The sequence below is a fragment of the Streptomyces sp. NPDC096193 genome, from assembly GCF_040302905.1.
In the GTDB taxonomy this organism is placed as follows: Bacteria; Actinomycetota; Actinomycetes; order Streptomycetales; family Streptomycetaceae; genus Streptomyces.
Genome location: NZ_JBEOSJ010000008.1, coordinates 177,286 through 192,306, shown reverse-complemented (window position 1 = coordinate 192,306; position 15,021 = coordinate 177,286). Strand labels below are relative to the sequence as shown.

Annotated in this window: 15 protein-coding genes; 9 read left to right on the top strand and 6 right to left on the bottom strand. The window is 71.7% G+C overall.

The genetic code is table 11. The features are described 5' to 3' along the window. Positions 1-81 precede the first annotated feature (81 nt). Genes ABTX78_RS15050 through ABTX78_RS15025 form a run of 6 tightly spaced genes read left to right on the top strand, consistent with a single transcriptional unit; the run spans position 82 to position 5,713 of the window. On the top strand, positions 82-1,344 hold the full coding sequence (locus ABTX78_RS15050; RefSeq protein WP_352207224.1) for an ABC transporter substrate-binding protein: 1,263 nt from the start codon (positions 82-84) through the stop codon (positions 1,342-1,344). Continuing rightward, positions 1,341-2,288: a carbohydrate ABC transporter permease gene (locus ABTX78_RS15045; RefSeq protein WP_502993872.1), complete on the top strand. Its 948-nt coding sequence runs from the start codon at positions 1,341-1,343 to the stop codon at positions 2,286-2,288. Before ABTX78_RS15050 ends, ABTX78_RS15045 begins: the two co-directional genes overlap by 4 nt. Then, positions 2,288-3,091: a carbohydrate ABC transporter permease gene (locus tag ABTX78_RS15040; RefSeq protein WP_352207223.1), complete on the top strand. Its 804-nt coding sequence runs from the start codon at positions 2,288-2,290 to the stop codon at positions 3,089-3,091. The genes ABTX78_RS15045 and ABTX78_RS15040 overlap by 1 nt, the downstream gene beginning before the upstream one ends. Beyond that, complete coding sequence (locus ABTX78_RS15035; RefSeq protein WP_352207222.1) at positions 3,088-3,789, top strand: amidohydrolase family protein; 702 nt, start codon at positions 3,088-3,090, stop codon at positions 3,787-3,789. The genes ABTX78_RS15040 and ABTX78_RS15035 overlap by 4 nt, the downstream gene beginning before the upstream one ends. Continuing rightward, entirely contained in the window at positions 3,786-4,538 is a 753-nt protein-coding gene (locus tag ABTX78_RS15030) for an amidohydrolase family protein (RefSeq protein WP_352207221.1), read from the top strand. The genes ABTX78_RS15035 and ABTX78_RS15030 overlap by 4 nt, the downstream gene beginning before the upstream one ends. Continuing rightward, a complete protein-coding gene (locus tag ABTX78_RS15025; protein ID WP_352207220.1) occupies positions 4,535-5,713 on the top strand; it encodes a DegT/DnrJ/EryC1/StrS family aminotransferase in 1,179 nt (392 codons plus the stop codon). The genes ABTX78_RS15030 and ABTX78_RS15025 overlap by 4 nt, the downstream gene beginning before the upstream one ends. An 84-nt stretch (positions 5,714-5,797) precedes the next feature. On the opposite strand, the gene ABTX78_RS15020 is transcribed toward ABTX78_RS15025, so the two are convergent. Then, the gene (locus ABTX78_RS15020) at positions 5,798-6,796 is read right to left on the bottom strand and encodes an LLM class flavin-dependent oxidoreductase (protein WP_352207219.1); all 999 of its coding nucleotides are present in this window, start codon (positions 6,794-6,796) and stop codon (positions 5,798-5,800) included. 81 nt (positions 6,797-6,877) lie between these two features. Here ABTX78_RS15020 and ABTX78_RS15015 point away from each other — a divergent pair, with 81 nt between their 5' ends. Beyond that, positions 6,878-7,846 carry a dihydrodipicolinate synthase family protein gene (locus tag ABTX78_RS15015; RefSeq protein WP_352207218.1) on the top strand — a complete coding sequence of 323 codons (969 nt, stop codon included), beginning with the start codon at positions 6,878-6,880 and terminating at the stop codon, positions 7,844-7,846. Between the two features lie 97 nt (positions 7,847-7,943). Here ABTX78_RS15015 and ABTX78_RS15010 read toward each other — a convergent pair whose 3' ends face one another. The 3 genes from ABTX78_RS15010 to ABTX78_RS15000 are packed head-to-tail and all read right to left on the bottom strand — an operon-like array spanning position 7,944 to position 10,572. After that, on the bottom strand, positions 7,944-8,699 hold the full coding sequence (locus ABTX78_RS15010; RefSeq protein ID WP_352207217.1) for an amidohydrolase family protein: 756 nt from the start codon (positions 8,697-8,699) through the stop codon (positions 7,944-7,946). Further along, positions 8,699-9,451 (bottom strand): amidohydrolase family protein, encoded by a 753-nt coding sequence (locus tag ABTX78_RS15005; protein WP_352207216.1) that lies wholly within the window; start codon positions 9,449-9,451, stop codon positions 8,699-8,701. The genes ABTX78_RS15010 and ABTX78_RS15005 overlap by 1 nt, the downstream gene beginning before the upstream one ends. Continuing rightward, a complete protein-coding gene (locus ABTX78_RS15000; RefSeq protein WP_352207215.1) occupies positions 9,448-10,572 on the bottom strand; it encodes a DegT/DnrJ/EryC1/StrS family aminotransferase in 1,125 nt (374 codons plus the stop codon). The genes ABTX78_RS15005 and ABTX78_RS15000 overlap by 4 nt, the downstream gene beginning before the upstream one ends. A gap of 133 nt (positions 10,573-10,705) precedes the next feature. Here ABTX78_RS15000 and ABTX78_RS14995 point away from each other — a divergent pair, with 133 nt between their 5' ends. Continuing rightward, the gene (locus ABTX78_RS14995; protein WP_352207214.1) at positions 10,706-11,938 is read left to right on the top strand and encodes a hypothetical protein; all 1,233 of its coding nucleotides are present in this window, start codon (positions 10,706-10,708) and stop codon (positions 11,936-11,938) included. Positions 11,939-11,980: 42 nt separating this feature from the next. Then, positions 11,981-13,057 (top strand): mandelate racemase/muconate lactonizing enzyme family protein, encoded by a 1,077-nt coding sequence (locus tag ABTX78_RS14990; protein ID WP_352207213.1) that lies wholly within the window; start codon positions 11,981-11,983, stop codon positions 13,055-13,057. A 56-nt stretch (positions 13,058-13,113) separates the two neighbouring features. Here ABTX78_RS14990 and ABTX78_RS14985 read toward each other — a convergent pair whose 3' ends face one another. Both ABTX78_RS14985 and ABTX78_RS14980 read right to left on the bottom strand, forming a co-directional pair. Next, entirely contained in the window at positions 13,114-13,842 is a 729-nt protein-coding gene (locus ABTX78_RS14985) for a TetR/AcrR family transcriptional regulator (RefSeq protein WP_352207212.1), read from the bottom strand. Between the two features lie 215 nt (positions 13,843-14,057). Then, positions 14,058-14,993 carry an AurF N-oxygenase family protein gene (locus ABTX78_RS14980; RefSeq protein ID WP_313944130.1) on the bottom strand — a complete coding sequence of 312 codons (936 nt, stop codon included), beginning with the start codon at positions 14,991-14,993 and terminating at the stop codon, positions 14,058-14,060. Positions 14,994-15,021: the final 28 nt, after the last annotated feature.

The following is a 15,021-nucleotide window of genomic DNA, read 5'->3' as shown; positions in this document are numbered from 1 at the left end:
TCCCCCGCGACTACTTTCGGCCCAGGCCGAAACAGCCGGGCTCCCGTCGCTCCCTTCTCAGCAGGCCTTCCGGAGGCCCCCATGAAGACAGGCTTCACGCGCGCCACCGCTCCTCTCGCTCTGTTCATGCTCGCCGCCTCGCTCTCCGCGTGCGGGGGCGGCGGATCGGGCTCCGACTCGGACGGCGTCACCGTCTGGATGTACCCGGTGATCGCCGACCCCAAGGCCAACGCGGCCTACTGGGACGGAATCGAGAAGGCCTTCGAGAAATCGGCACCGGGCACCGAGCTCACCGTCGAGCAGCAGCCGTGGGACAACCGCGACCAGAAGATCGCCACCGCGTTCGGCGGCGGCAAGGGCCCGGACGTCGTCCTGCTCACACCGGACCAGATCCCGCAGTTCTCCGCCGGCGGCGCCATCACGCCCGTGGACGCGGCGCTGAAGAACAGCGCCGACAAGTTCCTGCCCGCGACCCTGGCCGCGATGAAGCAGGACGGGAAGATCTACGGCGCCCCGATCTACCAGACCGTCACCACCACGGTCTACAACAGGAAACTGCTCACCTCGGCGGGGATCGCCACACCGCCCGGCACCTGGGACGAGATCAAGGCGGCTGCCCCCAAGCTCAAGCAGAAGGGCGTCGCCATACTGGACTACTCGGCGAGCCCCGAGGCCTCGCTGAACCTCAACTTCTACCCGCTGCTGTGGCAGGCGGGCGGCACCGTGTTCGACGAGTCCGGCAAGAAGGCGGCGTTCAACAGCCCCGCCGGTGTCGAGGCGCTCACCTTCCTCACCGACCTCTGGAAGGCCGGCTCGGTCCCGAGGTCCGCGATGACGAACACCAACCTCCTCGCCGATCACGCGCTCGGCAAGCAGGAGGCGGCCATGGGCTTCTCGGTCGTCCTCGCCGACGCCGAACTGGCCGCGAAGACCTGGGGAGCGGACAACGTCGTGGTGGGCGCCCCGCTCAAGGGCCCGGCCAAGGAGATCGCCTTCGGCATCCCGGGCGCTCTCAGCGTCAACGCCAAGTCGAAGAACGTGGCCGGTGCGCAGAAGTTCCTGGAGTTCATGACCCAGCCGGAGCAGATCCGGTCGCTCGGCAAGGCCAGCGGCTACTTCTCGCCCCGTACGGACGTCAGTGTGCCGAACACCTCGCCGTACGCCAAGCAGTACCAGGCGGCGCTCACGGCGGTCTCGCCCGGTGAGCCCAACCCGGCGGCCCGCCAGTTGATGGGCCTGCTCGCACCGGAGATCCAGGCGGCGCTGACCGGCAAGAAGAGCCCCAAGGAAGCGCTGGACGACGCGGCGAAGGCGGCCGACGACCTGCTGGCACGGCAGCGTTGAGCGAGGCGGCCACGGGCAAGGCCCTCCCGCGCACCACCGAAGCGCACGAGAGTGTCGCGCCCCGGCCCGGACGACGTCAGGGGCGGCGGCGCGAGGCTCTCGTGGGCTTCGCGTTCCTCGCCCCGATGCTCGTGCTGTTCGTCGTCTTCCGGTTCGGGCCGACGATCGGCGCCGCCTTCCTCTCGCTCACCGACTACCGGCTCAGCGGTGAGTGGGAGTTCATCGGCGCCCGGAACTACACCCGGCTGTTCGGCGACGCCCTGTTCTGGGAGAGCCTCGGCGTCACCGCCGTCTACACCGCGGTCTACGTCCCGCTGACGGTGCTCCTCGCCCTCGGCACGGCAGTGCTCCTGCATCGCACGGTCTGGATGCGGGGCTTCTTCCGCGGAGTGTTCTTCCTGCCCTACGTCACCAGCATCGTGCTGGCCGCCGTCATCTGGAAGTGGATCTACGAGGTCGACGACGGCCTGCTGAACACAGCCCTCGGCGCCATCTCGCTGGGGCCCGTGGACTTTCTCGGCGACGAGAACCTCGTCCTGCCCTCCATCGCCGCCACGGCGGCCTGGAAGGGCTTCGGCTACACCATGCTGATCCTGCTGGCGGGGCTCCAGTCCATCCCCCGCGAGGTCACCGAGGCGGCCACCGTCGACGGCGCGAGCGCCTGGCAGCGCTTCCGCTGGGTGACCCTGCCGATGCTGCGGCCGGTGCTGTTCTTCGTCCTCGTCATCGAAGCGATCCAGGCCTTCCAGGTCTTCGACGCGATGTACGTGATGACCGGCGGCGGACCCGTCCGCGCCAGCTACTCGCTCGTCTACTTCCTGTACGACTCGGGCTTCAAGTACTTCGACTTCGGCTACGCCAGCGCGGTCGGCCTGATGCTCTTCGTCGTCGTCCTGGTCTTCTCGCTCATCCAGCGCCGGCTCATCGGCAGAGAGGTGGACTGATGGGCCGGCTGAGACTGCCCGTGCTGCTGGTCCTGGTCGCCTTCGTCACCGTGGCGCCCTTCGCGGTCATGGTGCTCGTCGCCTTCGCCCCGCCGGAGGGCTCGACGCTGCCCGGCGCCCTGGACGTCACCCGCGCCACCTGGCAGAACTTCACCGACGTCCTGGAGGGTGCCGACGTCACCCAGTGGGCGGTGAACTCGCTGATCTACTCGCTCGTCTCGGTCGTGCTCATCCTGCTGTTCTCGTCGATGGCCGGGTACGCCTTCGCCAAGAAGCGCTTCCCCGGCCGCGAGGTGCTGTTCTGGGCCTTCCTGGCCACCCTGATGGTGCCGTTCCAGGCGACGCTGATCCCGTACTACATCCTGGTGTCGAAGATGGGCGGGGTGGACACCTACTGGGGACTGATCGTGCCGACGCTGGCCAACTCCCAGGCGGTGTTCCTGATGCGGCAGTTCATGTACCAGCTGCCCGACGAGCTCTTCGAGGCCGCCAAGATCGACGGAGCGTCCGAGTGGCGCATCTACACCACCATCGTGATCCCGCTCATCCGGCCGATCCTCGCCACCCTCGGCGTCTTCGTCTTCCTGTGGCACTGGAACGACTTCCTCTGGCCCCTCGTCATCGGCCAGTCCTCGGACATGCGCACCCTCACGGTGGGCCTCGCCACCCTCGCCGGCCAGGACGTCACCATCAACCAGATCATGGCCGGCGCGACCATCACGGTGATCCCCTGTCTGCTCGTCTTCGGGCTGCTCCAGCGCTATCTGACGGACTCGATCGCCACCTCCGGCCTCAAGTCGTGACCGTCGTCGACATCAACCGGATGCTCGGCCCGCTGCCGTACGACGAGGTGGCGAGCCGGGACCCGGAAGGACTGGCCGCGGAGCTCGACCGTCTGCACATCGACAGCGCCTGCGTGGTGCACACGCACGCCGTGTACGGCGACCCCCGGGACGGCAACGCCTCCCTGGCGGCGGCGCGGAACCCGAGACTGCGGCCGGTGCCCGTGCTGATCCCCGGCCCGCTCGGCACCGGGGACGTCCCCGCCGGACGCGTGGTGCGGCTGTGCCCCGGCGAACACCGCTGGTCCCTCACCGGCGAGCACTCCCTCGCGCTGGCGGCCGAACTGGCGGGCAGGCGCGCCAGCGTACTGCTCGCCTGGGAGACGGTGACCGCCGCCGAGGTGCGGTGGTTCGCCGACGCCCGCCCGACCCTGCGGATCGTCCTCACCGGCACCGGTTACCGCAGCATGCGGGAGCTCGCCGAACTCATGGACGTCCACGAGGAACTGTCCGTGGACACCTCCACACTCGCCGGGCACCTCCAGGTCGAGTGGTTCGCCGGGCGCTACGGGGCCCGGCGCGTCCTCTTCGGCACCGGCGCCCCGGTCACCGACGACGCGGGACCGCGCTACCAACTGGACACCCTGGACCTGCCGAAGGCTGACACGGCCCTCATCGCCGGCGGCAACGCCCTGCGGCTGCTGGGTGAGCACCCGTGAGCGTGATCGACGCGCACGGCCACCTCGGACGCTGGCCCGCGTTCGCCGTCACCGACGGCTCCGCGCGGAGCCTGCTGGCCGTGATGGACCGCTGCGGCGTCACCACCGCCTGTGTCTCGCACCTCCTCGCGGTGGGCCCCGACGCCCGCGCCGGCAACGCCCTCCTGCTCGCGGAGCTCGCCCGCCACCCCGGCCGCCTCCTCGGCTACGCCGTCTTCAACCCCCACGACCCCGAAGCACCCGAGCGGCTGCGGGACCTCCTCGAAGCCCCCGGTGTCATCGGCGTCAAGCTCCACCCCGAGGTCCACGAAGTCCCGCTCGACCACCCCGCGTACGCCCCCGCCTTCGAGATCGCCGCCGGGCGCGGGCGCATCGTCCTCGCGCACAGCCAGTACCGCTCCGCCTGGTCCGACCCCGCCCGATTCGCGGCCGTCGCCCCCCGCTACCCCGAACTGCCCCTGCTGATGGGCCACTCGGGCCTCTGGACGGACGGCTTCGCACCCGCCGCCGAAGCGGCCGCTCACTGCCCCAGTCTCGTCCTGGAGACCTGCGGCTCCCGGATGACCGCACGCCATCTCGTCCGGCTGGTCGCCGAGGCGGGCGCCGAACGCATCGCCTTCGGTTCCGACGCCGTCTTCCTCGACCTGCGCGTCGGGCTTGGCCGGGTGCTGCTCGCCGGCCTCGCCGCCGCCGACCGGCAGCAGATCCTGCACGGCACGATGAACCGCCTGCTCCAGGGGTTGCGATGACACCCGTACGCACCGAGGGCTGGCCGCAGTGGCCACCGCCGGCCACCGACGAGCAGCGCGAACGACTGATGCGGGTCCTCGACGGCGGCCGCTGGGGAGCGACCGCGGGCCAGGGCGACGACTCCCTGGTGGCGCGGTTCGCCGCGGACTTCGCCACCGGCGTCGGCGCCGCCCACGGGGTGTGCACGGTGAACGGGACCGTGGCGCTCTTCCTGGCCCTGCGGGCCCTCGGAGTACGGCCCGGCGACGAAGTGATCGTGCCCGCCTACACCTTCGTCGCCACGGCCACAGCCGTCGTCCTCGCCGGTGCGGCGCCCGTCGTCGCCGATGTCACCGACACCCTGCACCTCGACCCGTCGGCCCTCGCACGGCTGGCCGGGCCGCGGACCCGGGCCGTCGTGCCGGTGCATCTGGCCGGCGCACCCGCGGACACCGAGGCGTTGAGGTCCGCCGCCGAGCACCACGGTCTCGCCGTCGTGGAGGACGCCGCCCAGGCCCATGGCGCCCGCCGGCACGGACGCCCCGCGGGGACACTGGGGGACGCGGCCTGCTTCAGCTTCCAGTCGAGCAAGGCGATGACCGCGGGGGAGGGCGGCATCGTCGTCACCGACGACCGGCGGACCCACGAAAAGCTGTGGGCGCTGCACAATGTCGGACGCGGTTCCGAAGACGGCTGGTACGAACACCCGGAGCTGGGCTGGAACCTGCGGATGACGGAGTTCCAGGCGGCCGTCCTCGGCCCTCAGCTCCCGCTGCTGGAGGGCCAGATCGACCATCGCGAGGCACGGGCGGCCGCGCTCGCCCGGGCGCTGGACGACGTCGAGGGACTCTCGCCGGTGCCCGAGCCCGCCGGGACGACCCGTCACACCCGGCACCTGGCCCTGCTGCGTTACGAGGCGGCGGCGTTCGGCGGCCACCCCAAGGCGGTCTTCCTCGCCGCCATGAACGCCGAGGGGGTGCCACTGGACACCGGGTACCGCTCCCTCACCCGGGAGCCCTCCCTCGCGCCGTACGCCGTGCGGACCCGCCCCTGTCCGGTCGCCGAGGCGGCCGAGGACTCGGTGGTCTGGGTGCGCCAGCCGATGCTGATGGCGGACGACGCGGCCATGGCGGACATCGCGCAGGCGGCGCTGGTGGTCCAACGCGCCTTCAGAAGACGGCCGCTCAGGCGGTGAGCCCGGGAGCAGGCCGGTGCTCAGGCGTTGAGCCACGGGCGCCCGTCGGCGCTCAGGCGTCGAGCCGCGGGTGCCCGTCCGCGCTCAGGCGTTGAGCCGCGGGAGCACCTCGGTGCCGAACGCCTCGATCGCGCCCAGCGCGTCCTTCTGCGGCATCCCCGGTGGCTGGATGCGCAGCACCACCCCGTCCGCGCCCATCTCGCCGTACGCCCCCAGCCGCTGCACGCACTGCTCCACCGAGCCGATCACCGAGCGCGCCTCGATGTCGTCCCACTGCTGGGCGTAGCGCGCCGCGTCCGCCGAGGTGCGCTTCCAGTCGCCGTACGCGTCGTACAGCTCCCGCAACGGCGCCTCCAGGGCCCCGCGGGCCTGCTGCGAGGTGGCGGCGGCGAAACCCTCGCGGCAGACGATCACCTCGGAGCCGAGACTCGCCGCGCCGCGCGGGTACGAGCGGTACTCCGCGATCTTCTCGGGCAATTCGGAGTCCAGTTCGTTGAAGGACGTCGTCCAGCCGTCGCACATGCGGGCCGTGCGCTCCAGAACCGCCGAGACCCGACCGCCGTTCCAGATCCGCGGGCGCGGCGACTGCACCGGCCGCGGCGAGAGGAACGCCTGGTCCAGCGAGGTCCAGCGGCCTTCGTGGGTGACCTCGTCCTCGGTCCACAGCCGGGTCACCAGCTCCAGGCACTCCTCGAACCGGGAGACGCGCTCGCCCGGCCGGGTGCCGTACAGCGCGAACTCCTCCGGCCGGTAACCGAGGACGAACCCGGCCGTGAGCCGGCCGCCCGAGAGCACGTCGATGTGCGCCAGCGTCTCCGCGAGCCACACGGGCTGGTAGACGGGCGCGATGAGCCCCGCGGTGGCGAGCCCGATCCGTTCGGTGTGCGCGGCGAGATACGCCAGTGAGGTGACGGCCTCGTGGTAACCGGGCCGGTGCAGATGGCGCTCACCGAGCACCACCCAGTCGAAACCCGCCTGCTCGGCCAGCCGGACCTGCTCCACCGCGTCGGCGAGCCGGGGCCGGTCCGCCTGGTCCGCGTAGAGATTGACGTACAGACCGAGACGCATGGGGCGCTGGGACATTCTGGCTCGCCTTTCCTTTACGGTCCGGACCGTAAAGGCTAGCGTGTCGGGAACGACCGCAACAGACGGGAGAGACCGCCCATGTCTGCGACCCAGACCCTGGTGCGCGGACTGCGCGGCACCGTGGTTCCGGCAGTGGCCACACCCATGGATGCCCGGGGAGCCGTGGATTTCGGTGCGCTGCGCGGCTACGCGGAACGGATCGCGGCCGCCCGCATCGGAGGCGTCGCCGTCTGGGCGCACACCGGCCGCGGTCTGTATCTCTCCGAACCGGACCGCGCGGAGGTTCTGCGGATCTGGCGGGAGACGGTCGACGGGCCGATCGTGGCAGGCGTGGGGGTGCCACGATCGGTCCGCGCCACCACGCTGCGGGAGGCGTGGGACGCCACCCTCACCATGGCCGTGCAGGCGGCCGGACTGGGCGCCGACGCGGTCATGGTCTATCCGCTGGCCCAGTTCGCCGAACGCCCCGAGGGCGAACGGGAGGCGGTACGCCTGCACGAGCGGGTGGCCGAGGCCTGCGGGCTGCCCGTGCTCGGCTTCTTCCTCCACGGCGAGGCGGGCGGCTACCCCTATCCGCCGTCCCTGATCCGCCGGTTGCTGGCTCTGCCGTCGGCGGTCGGCGTCAAGCTCGCCACCCTGGACCGCGCGATGGCCTGCCAGGACGCGATCCGCGCGGCCGAGGGCAGCGGAAAGCTCGTCGTGACCGGCGAGGACCGGATGTTCGGCCCGTCCCTGATGTGGGGCGCAGACTCGGCTCTGGTCGGCATCGCCGCGGCGCGCGTGGGTCTGACGAACGCGGTCCTGGACGCGTGGACGGCGGGTGACCACACCGCGTTCGTCCGCGCGTCGGGCCGCCTCGACCGGTTCGCCGAGGCCACGTTCACGGCCCCGATCGAGGGTTATGTGCAGCGGATGCTGTGGGCGGCGGTGTGGGAGGGCCTGCTCCCGGAGTCGGCGGCGCACGACCCGTACGGGCCGCGGCTGCCGGAGTCGGAGCGGACGACGGTCGTCAGGTGCCTGGAGTCCCTCGCGCAGGAGAAGGACTGAGGCCGGTCCTCACCGCACCCGGCCCCTGGCCCTGCCCCTGCCGACCGTCTCGGCCGGGCTGAGGCCTGTCCGACCGCGCGGCACCACGCCGGCCCGGCTACGGCGTGGCCGCCATGGCCGGGCGCAGCGCCGGGAAGAGCGTCAGCGCGTTGCGCCACAGCACCATCTCCCGCTCCTCCTCCGTGAAGCCCGCATCCCGGATCACACCCAGCGACCAGCACGGGTCGATCAGCGTCGCGTCCGTGCCGAACAGCATCCGCTCCACCGGCACCCCCGCCTCCCGCGCGTAGGCCACCCGTCCCGAGTCCGCCGCCGTACGGCAGTGCTCGAGGTAGAGCCGGTCGCAGCCCGCGGCCGCGTGCGCGGCCTCACGCCACGCGTCCCCGCCCGCGTGGCCCATGATCACCCGCAGTCCAGGGCGCTCCGCCAGGAGTTCGGGCAGCAGGGTCACCTCGCGGCCCCAGGTGTGCAGCAGGAGCGGTACGCCCGCTTCCGCGACCACGTCGAAGGCCTCCGCCATCTCGCGGGTCCCGGGCAGCCGCCCGGGGTAGTGGGTGTGGATCTTCGCCCCGACGAACAGCCCGGTGCCCAGGCAGCGCTTGAGGTCCGCCGCACTCTCCTCGATCCGGTTCGGGTTCACCACCGCGTACCCCCGCAGCCGCGGACGGGTCTCCAGGACCTCCCGCAGCGCCGCGTTCCCGGCGACCGCGTCGAAGACCACCGCCTCCGACGCCGACACCAGCTGGACGTCGATGCCGTAGCGGTCCATCTGGCGCAGGTTGTTGTCCGCGTCGCCACAGGTCAGATGGAACTGCCAGCGGCCCACATGCGCGTGCACATCGATGATCGGCATCAGACGAGCAACTCCTCGATGTTCTTGGTGGAGATCGCGGCACGGTCGTCGTCGGAGATGTCCGCGTAGCGCAGCCGCAGCGTCAGGGGCGAGATGTCCATGAAGGGCGTGCGCGAGCCGAAGACCAGATGGCGGGAGCCCACCCCGTCGACGACCCGCTCGATCGAGTCGCAGCCGGACAGCAGACGTGTGGTGACCCGGAACCCCGGCTCGTCACGGGCCATCAGCAGGAAGTCCGCCAGCAGATACGCGTGCAGATCCAGGAAGATCACCTCCGCGCCCCGGTCGGCGAGCGCCGGTCCGAAGCGACGCGGGTCACCGTCGTGCAGGAGCACCATCCCGCGCTCCAGGGCCAGCTTCACCACCCGCCGGTAGCCCGGGAAGCCGGGCTCGGCCGCCTGCTCGACGGTGAACAGCCGCAGGAACCGCACCCCGTCGGCGGCCAGTTCGTCCAGACGGTCCTCGGCGGTGAGCGCGTCCCGGACGTCGACCGTGCCGACGGGCAGCAGCTCCGGGCAGTCCGCGAGGTCGCGCACGGTCTCGGCGTTGCCCGCGCCGTCGTGGAAGAGGGGCCCCCGGGTGGAGAGCGCGAGCGCACCGGACACCGGGGAGCGGTCCAGGACCGAGCGCACTTCCGCGAGCCCGAGATCCCGCTGGTGCCGCGGCCAGGGCCCGTACAGCACGTCCACGTCCCAGCCGATGTGCTCCGCCGGTGTCGGACGCAGCCACTCGTACGTCTGTGTCGCGCTCATCGTGCTCCCACCTCGCACAGGGCCCGCGCGATGCGGTCCACGTCGTCTTCGGTGTACGCCTCGTTCCACGGGAGCACGAGCAGCGTACGGTCGATCAGCTCCTCCGCCCGGGGGCACAGGCCCGGCGGATACCCGGGCATGGCCGGGTTGGCGTACAGCGGCCGTTCCAGATAGCCCGGCACCGACGGGATGCCCAGATCCAGGAGCCGCTTGCTCCAGCGGGCGTTGTCGTCGACCAGGAGCGGCACCACCCACCAGGCGTGCCCCTCCCGGCGCTCCGGCATCCGGCAGTCCCGGAGGCCCTCGACCGCGGCGGCCAGCTGCCCGGCCCGCCGGCGCCGGCGGGACACCACGTCCGCCACCTTGCCGAGCTGCGCCCGCGCGACCGCGGCGACGAGCTCCGGCATCCGGTAGTTGAGACCCATCGTGCGGTGGATACGGCCCTCGGCGCGGTCCCAGCCCTTGTCCATGAACAGCCGCATCCCGCGGGCGAGCTGCGGGTCGTCGGTGACGGCCAGTCCGCCGTCGCCCGCGGTGATGTGCTTGAACTGCTGGAGGCTGAAGCAGGCGATGTCGCCGAGCGTGCCGAGCAGTCGGCCTTCCTCGTCCTCACCCAGCCAGGCCTGCGCGCAGTCCTCGATCAGCACGAGCCCGTGCCGGTCGCAGATCCCGCGCAGCGCGACGGTGTCCGCGGCGGCGCCGAAGAGATGGACGGCGATGACCGCCTTGGTACGGGGGGTGATGGCCGCCTCCACCGCCGCCGGGTCGAGATTGCCGTCCTCGGCCCGTACGTCGGCGAACACCACCCGCGCGCCCTGGGCCATGACGGGAGCCACGGTGCCGAAGTCAGAGATGGGCGTGGTGACGACCTCGTCGCCCGGCCCGGCCCCGGCCGCCGCGACCGCCAGGTGCAGAGCCGCCGTACCCGAACTGCAGGCGACGGCCTCCCGCCGGGAGTACAGGCGCGACATCTCCGCTTCCAGGGAGCGTGCTTCACTTCCGAAAGAACTGCACAGCACCGCGGAGTCGAGGACCCGCAGCACCGCGGCCCGTTCCTCCTCGCCGAAGGTGCGGCCGCGCGGATCGAGATCTGTGGGCAGTGGCATTTCCCGTTCGGGCATCGGGGCACTATCCTCTCCGCAAGTGTGCGGTTATGGCCTGGGCCGAAATTAGGGCCGTGGGTTGGTGGGCGTCAACCTCCGGCCGAATGTGTCGTACCCCCTCCCACCACTCCAGCAGAACGGAGACCGGCCGATGGCTCTCACGGTCGGCGTCATCGGTCCCGAGGACCTTGTCCACAAGGTGGTCGCGGTCGGCGGCGCGTCGGGCGCCGAGCGCCTGGTGCCCCTCGCGTACCGGCACGAGGACGAGACCCTCGACATGGTCACCCGGGCCCAGGCGGAGGCCGACGCCCTGCTGTTCACGGGCGTCGTCCCGCACACCCTCGCCGCGGCGGCCGGCCTGCTGGACCGGCCCGCGATGTACGTCCCGTACAACGGCGCGACGCTGCTGCGCGCCCTGGTGGAACTGCTCCGCCTCGGCCACGACGTCTCCCGTGTCTCCATCGACACCCTGCGCCGCAGCGAGGTCATGGAGACGCTGACCGAGGCCAAACTGCCCACCGAGCATGTGCACGTCCTGCCCTACCGCCCGGGGCTGACCTCGCAGGACCTCGCCGACTTCCATCTGAACGCGCGCGACAGGAAGCAGGCACGGGTCGCCATCACCTGCCTCGGTTCGGCGTTCCACCTCCTCGAACACGAATTGCACGCCGTCCGGCTCGCCCCCTCGCGGCATTCCATACGCTCCACGCTCCAGGCGCTGGTCCTCGCCACCGCCGGAGCGCACAGCGGCGACGCGCAGATCGCCCTCGGCATCATCGATCTGCCCGCGGACGACCGGGAACTCGCCGCCGACCTGCGGGTGCTCGGCGGAAGCCTCGCCGGGCTGCCGGACGGCGCGCGGCTGGTCGTCACCACCCGCGGGGTCCTGGAAGAGGTGAGCGAGGAGTTCACCCGGCTCCCCTTCCTCGCCGATCTCGCCGCACGGCACGGCACCGCCCACGTCGGCTTCGGTCTCGGACGCACCGCCGCGGAGGCGGAGTCCCTGGCCAGACGGGCCGTCAACCGGGCCCGCTCGGTGGGCGCGGTGGCCGGAGTCGTCTCCATGACCGACGATGTCGACATCGTCATCGACGCGGAACGCACCCCGCCCCTGAGCCCCGCGACGGGTCCGGAGAGCACGGCCACGCTGGCCCGCCGCGTCGGACTCAACCCTCGGACGCTGGACCGGCTGCGGGAACTGGCCGCCGAGGAAGAGGAGGACGGCATCACCGCGCACCGCGTCGCCGAACACCTCTCCGTCCAGCAACGCACCGCCCGCCGCATCCTCAAGCGACTCGAACGCGCGGGTGTGGCGGTCCCCACCGGCAGCCGGCAACTGGGTCGGACCGGCCGCCCTCCGATCGTCTACCGCGTACGCCTCTGAGCCCGTGCTTACGGCCCGGGCCGTAAACCGAAGGAGCCGTGCTTGAAGATCGCCTCGGTCCACACGCGCGTCGTCAGGGCCCCCTACCGACGCCCCTTCGTCATCAGCAGCGGCACCAGCCCCGAACTCGTGAGCCTCGTCGTCGAGGTGCGCACGGCCGACGGGCTGTCCGGCTTCGGCGAGGCCTCCCCGATGACCGCCTACACCGGCGAGACCCTGGCCGGACTCGAAGCCGCGCTCACCGACCACGCGGCGCCCGCGCTCATCGGCCGCGATCCCCGCGATCTGGCCGGAGCCCATCTGGCCATGGACAGCGCCATCCGCGGTCAGCACCTCGCCAAGGCCGCGCTGGACATCGCCCTGCACGACCTCTCCGCGCGTGCCGCCGACCGGCCCGTCCATCTGCTGCTCGGCGGCTGCGTACGGCCACACGTGCCCACCACCTGGGTGGTCGGTCTCGGCACCGTCGACGAGATGGTGAAGGAGGCGGCGGAGTACGCGACCCGGGGTTTCACCCATATCAAGGTCAAGGGCGGCGAGGACCCGGACCTCGACGTCCAGCTGGTGCGCCTCGTGCGTGAGGTGCTGCCGGACACGGCCGAACTCTGTCTCGACGCGAACGAGGGTTACGACCCCGGCACCGCGGGCCGTACCGTCGCCCGGCTGGCCGACGCCGGACTGGACCTGGTCGAACAGCCGCTGCCGCGCTGGGACCTGACGGGCATGGCGGCGCTGAGGAGCAGCGGTGGGGTGCGGGTGATGGCCGACGAGAGCATGCAGTCGCTGCACGACGCGATGGAGATCGTGCGGAGGGGGGCGGCCGACGTCCTCAACATCAAGATCCTCAAGGTGGGCGGGCTGCACCGGGCCCGGCAGATCGCGGCGCTCGCGGAGGCGGCGGGCCTGTCGGTGAAGCTCGGCACGATGCCGGAGCTGGGTGTGGCGACCCTGGCGGCAGCGCATCTGGCCGCGTCGCTGCCGCACGCCACGGTCCCGGCGGATCTGGTGGGTCCGCTCCTGGTCTCGGAGGAGCCCCTGGCCCCGACGGCGTTCGCCCACACCGCGGACCAGGGCCGGCTGGCGATCCCCACGTCGCCGGGTCTGGGGCACGACCTGTAGGAGCGCCGGGCAGACGGTTCATGCGCGGGGCCCGGTGCTCCGGCCGCCCTGCCCGGCTACAGCAGGCGCGTCGCGTCGTCCATCACCGGGACGACCCGGCGCGCCAGTATCCCCACGGGCCCCTCGGCCCGCTCCAGACCCAGCAGCGCCGTCACCGCCCCCGCGGTCTCCGTGTCGGTTGCCGCGGTCGCCGTCAGCAGCGCGATCAAGTGGTCGATCAGCCAGTCCCGAAGCTCCTCGGCGGCGGGTTGCTTCCCCTCGTCCAGCCAGATCAGCGACGCCGCCTCGACCGCCGCGATCCACGTCCGCACCATCATCCGCAGCCGTGGGCCCGGCCGGTCCACGCCGAGGTGGACGAGGATCTGCTCGGCGGCGGCCCGCCGCACCTCGTCCACGATCGCCGTCGTACGCGAGGTCTCGGCCACGCTGCCGCCGCGCAGCAGCGCGCTGAACCCCGCGTCGTGCTCGTCGACGAACGCCAGATAGCGGTCCAGCACCCGCGAGAGCCGCTCCGTCGGCGGCCCGGACGGCGGTTCGGTGAAGCACAGCTCCAGCTCGTCGGCCGCCGAGCGCAGGGCCGCCTCGTACAACTGCGGTTTCCCTCCCGGGAAGTAGCGGTAGACGAGGGGCCGGGACACCCCGGCCGCCTCGGCCACGTCGTCGAGCGAGATCTCGCCCGGCGGCTGGTGCGCGAAGAGGGTGAGGGCCGCCGCCAGGAGCTGCCTGCGGCGTTCCTCGACGCTGAGCCGTCGGTACGCACGGGTCGCCGGAGCGGGACTGGTCATGCTCGCAGCGTAACCGCACGGCTCCGGCGGCAGGCGGCGAGCGGGGAGGCCTGACACGGGCCCGGCCACCTTTCCGGCGGCCGGTGGCGCGACGCGGACGGCCCGCACGGCCGGGCCGTCGGCCGCGCCGACGTGCGTGGCCGTACCGTTGACCCTGCCCACCCGCGTGGCCGCACCGCTGACCGTGCCCGCCCGCGTGACCGGGCGGCCGTCCACTACGCCAGCAGGCCCGAGCTCTTCCACAGCCTCCTCCCCGGCCCCCTCAGCACGCCGATGTCGTCCAGGAAGTCCGTGAGCCGCTTGGCACCCGACTGCATCACCTCACGACGGTGGCCGCTCGCCTTTACCTGCGCCACGGCCTCACGGCGGTCCAGCCCGACGTTCGTGTAGACCTGCGGATTGATGAAGCACACGGAGAACACCTTGGCCGCCTCGCCGCAGCTGAGCCGGGTGAACTCCTGTTCCCAGCGCGGCGCGGTCACCATCTGGCGCCGCAACTCCTCGCGGGCGTACCGGACATGGCGTGCCTCTTCGACCACATGGATACGGGTGACACCGCGCACCAGGGTCTGGACGCGCTCGTCCGGGAACGTCAGCCGCTGCATCCAGTCGAGGATCTCCTCGCCGAGCAGGGTCGCCGCGAACGAACCGGGCGTCGTCGACACGGTCTTCAGGACGCGGGCGAGATTGTGGTAGACGCGCGGCACCGGGTAGGCGGGCGCTCCACCCTTCTGGATCATCCGGGCGAACATCATCGAATGCCGGCACTCGTCCGCGATCTCGGTGAGCGCGTACCGCACATGGTTGCTGGTCACGGACTTGTCGTAGATGTGCCGCACCAGCAGCTGCATCAGGATGATCTCGAACCAGATGCCCAGCGAGGCCAGTGAGGCCGCCTCGTGCCTGGCCAGGTCCATCCGCTGGTCCTCGGACATCTTCCGCCACAGCGGGGTGTCGTACAGCGACACCAGCTCCGGCGGCCAGAACCATTTGTCGTCCTCGACGGGGGAGTCCCAGTCGAGCTCCTTGTCGGGGTCGAAAGAATGCTTGGCGGAGGATTCGAGCAGGCGCTCGGCGACCTGTTCACGGTCCCTCAGAGGGCCGAGTGCATCGCGCAGCAGCCGCAAGTCGCGTTCGGTCACGGTCGTCATGGCAGTTATGAGACTCCTTGTCAGTAAG

What these genes read in the sequence shown, in the direction of transcription:
- ABTX78_RS15005 (WP_352207216.1), bottom strand. Translation starts at nt 9,451, where the DNA reads ATGAGCGCGACACAGACGTACGAGTGGCTGCGTCCGACACCGGCGGAG.
- ABTX78_RS15010 (WP_352207217.1), bottom strand. Translation starts at nt 8,699, where the DNA reads ATGCCGATCATCGATGTGCACGCGCATGTGGGCCGCTGGCAGTTCCAT.
- ABTX78_RS15015 (WP_352207218.1), top strand. Translation starts at nt 6,878, where the DNA reads ATGTCTGCGACCCAGACCCTGGTGCGCGGACTGCGCGGCACCGTGGTT.
- ABTX78_RS15020 (WP_352207219.1), bottom strand. Translation starts at nt 6,796, where the DNA reads ATGTCCCAGCGCCCCATGCGTCTCGGTCTGTACGTCAATCTCTACGCG.
- ABTX78_RS14985 (WP_352207212.1), bottom strand. Translation starts at nt 13,842, where the DNA reads ATGACCAGTCCCGCTCCGGCGACCCGTGCGTACCGACGGCTCAGCGTC.
- ABTX78_RS14980 (WP_313944130.1), bottom strand. Translation starts at nt 14,993, where the DNA reads ATGACGACCGTGACCGAACGCGACTTGCGGCTGCTGCGCGATGCACTC.
- ABTX78_RS15050 (WP_352207224.1), top strand. Translation starts at nt 82, where the DNA reads ATGAAGACAGGCTTCACGCGCGCCACCGCTCCTCTCGCTCTGTTCATG.
- ABTX78_RS15000 (WP_352207215.1), bottom strand. Translation starts at nt 10,572, where the DNA reads ATGCCCGAACGGGAAATGCCACTGCCCACAGATCTCGATCCGCGCGGC.
- ABTX78_RS15040 (WP_352207223.1), top strand. Translation starts at nt 2,288, where the DNA reads ATGGGCCGGCTGAGACTGCCCGTGCTGCTGGTCCTGGTCGCCTTCGTC.
- ABTX78_RS15025 (WP_352207220.1), top strand. Translation starts at nt 4,535, where the DNA reads ATGACACCCGTACGCACCGAGGGCTGGCCGCAGTGGCCACCGCCGGCC.
- ABTX78_RS14995 (WP_352207214.1), top strand. Translation starts at nt 10,706, where the DNA reads ATGGCTCTCACGGTCGGCGTCATCGGTCCCGAGGACCTTGTCCACAAG.